This is a genomic window from Thainema salinarum CENA647, assembly GCF_057732415.1.
Map to the genome: position 1 here is coordinate 1 of NZ_JBYJZJ010000018.1, position 2,169 is coordinate 2,169.

General features: G+C 48.9%; 3 protein-coding genes. All 3 read right to left on the bottom strand.

The genetic code is table 11. From position 1 onward, the window contains the following. Positions 1 to 358: 358 nt before the first annotated feature. The 3 genes from AC286M_RS06580 to fdxB all read right to left on the bottom strand — a co-directional run bounded on the left by AC286M_RS06580 (position 359) and on the right by fdxB (position 2,075). Positions 359 to 853, bottom strand: coding sequence for a class I SAM-dependent methyltransferase (locus AC286M_RS06580; RefSeq protein ID WP_488203616.1), 495 nt, complete (start codon positions 851 to 853; stop codon positions 359 to 361). 124 nt (positions 854 to 977) lie between these two features. After that, entirely contained in the window at positions 978 to 1,586 is a 609-nt protein-coding gene (locus AC286M_RS06585) for a CBS domain-containing protein (RefSeq protein WP_488203049.1), read from the bottom strand. A 189-nt stretch (positions 1,587 to 1,775) separates the two neighbouring features. Beyond that, positions 1,776 to 2,075: a ferredoxin III, nif-specific gene (fdxB, locus tag AC286M_RS06590; RefSeq protein WP_488203050.1), complete on the bottom strand. Its 300-nt coding sequence runs from the start codon at positions 2,073 to 2,075 to the stop codon at positions 1,776 to 1,778. Between the last annotated feature and the right edge of the window lie 94 nt (positions 2,076 to 2,169).

The window sequence follows — 2,169 nt, forward strand, 5'->3', positions numbered from 1 at the left end:
CTACTGTAGAGAGATAAAGCCGATGCTGTAGTTGTATCCAATCCGCGTATATAGCCTTTCCTGGGCTACTGAGGTATAAGTTATTTTTCGTGAACGGCTGACCTAGCCAGCCGTTCACGAAAAATCAACTATTGGGTTTTAACCGAATTTCGTATTAAAGCAAAAGCGGCTGGCGCAACGGTGGCGGTAAATTAGCTCTGTAGATTAGCGCTTGCGAGCAACAATATTATAAATATGCCAGTGTTTGTCTTCGCCAAGAGCCGTCTTACCCGGATGTTCTTCCTCATCTAAAAGCTCGACTTCGAAGGGATCCAGTAGCCGCTCAATCTGCAGGCGAGTATGGTGATTCACATTCGCATTACTCGCCCAAGAATCGCGATCGCCAAATAGATGCCCACAAAATCGTCCCCCCAGATCGCAACGCCGCCACAATTTCTTCCCACAGATCTGAAAAGTGGCTGGGCGGACAAAACGGTAAGCAAAAGCTAGCATTAATCAAATCGACATCAGGCGGCAAGGTCAACTCTTCAAACCGCTGCACACGAGTTTCCAAATATGTTCGATCAATATCCTGGCACTGACGAAGACGGGTCAGTGCTTCCGGCTCACCATCAATGGCTAAAACTCGCCAGTTGCGCCGCAGTAGTTCCACCGTATCGCGTCCGTTACCGCAGCCTAAATCAACTGCAAATCCAGCAGTCGGCTCCGCATTTGGCTCAGCCTGCGTCGTAAAGGAATTAAGCGCCGCTAATAAAGTTGCGCGGGGCGGACGATTGGAAACAGCCTGGTAGTAGTTAACCCAGCGGTCATGAAGCTGGTTGGCATCAGCAGCCGATAAGGTTGGATTGTCCATTTGCCATCTCGTCCAAAAGTCACACATTTTATATTAAATCAGTTGAGTTTGGGTAGGGGCACGGCAATGCCGTGCCCCTACCTGGGTTAATTTGCAGAACAGAAATCAATCAATCTGCTAAAAGCTACAGCAGGGCAGGTATAGCTGCCGTGTTCTGTGTGTTTGCCAACGGCTCACGAGCGGGTTGTGCAGGGGGTTCACCTTTGCAAAATGCGAGTTCCGCTTCCAGTTCATTAACAGCATCCCAAGCGGCTTCTGCTTCCGCTGCGTCAGGGCCAGCCTGAGCCTCAACGGCACGAGCATTAGCCACTACTTCTTGCAGCGCCTTCTCTAATAGCGGCACTCGAGGATTCTCGATGAAGTCGCTCTTCGTGAGAATGTCCTGTATCGACACGATGCCCAGCAAATCACCTTTGATGACGGGTGCGCGGTCAATGTTAGTCTGGGCAAACAAACGAGCCACATATTCAACGGCCAAGTCGGGATTAACGACCACACAAGGTTTGGTCATTACCTCGTAAACCTTGACCTGCTTGGGATCTTTGCCATAAGCAATGACTTTACTGGCAATGTCTGTGTCGGTGACAATGCCGTAGGCATCTTCCTCATGGCGGCGATCAACAATCAAGGAATGAATGCCTTTGAACTTCATGAGCCGAGCCGCGTCTGCTACGGTGGCAGAGCCTTTCACGATAGCGACATCTTCGGTCATTACATCTTTTGCTTTCGTCATTGAGGTATCCTCATCTCTTTAATGCAATTGTTTAAGCGGTCACCCGCTAATACCTCTCAACTGGTCTGGAACATGAGCAGTATCTAGGGTTAAGCTTCAGTCACTGAAGCAAACCATACTAATCTGCTTGAACTGAAGAAGCCATCACCTCATATCAATAGGCATCACCTCCTTACTTGGTATGTCAAATTAGGCTAGAGCTAAGGGTGCATAAACATGACAGCCTTTAGGACAAACGCGATCGCAGGCTTGGCAACCAATGCAGTTATCGGCATTGATCACGCTCATCACCTTGCGTTCAACTTCATCATCATCGTCATCTTCGTCTACGACTTCGCCTTCATCATTGAGGGCAATCAGCGCCATCACGCCTCGGCCACAGGCTTTGAAGCAGCGACCGCAGCCCAGGCAGGTTTCCCAATTAATCTTTTGCAGAAATTGAGGCGTCCAGGACTTGCCTCCAAACGTTAAACCAGTTGCGTAACTCATCGTGAAATCCTCTCAAAATACATCGGCAGATGTGAGCAGATATGGGCAAATACATGACTTGTACTAAGTCCGGTCGAAAACCCATCATTTATTT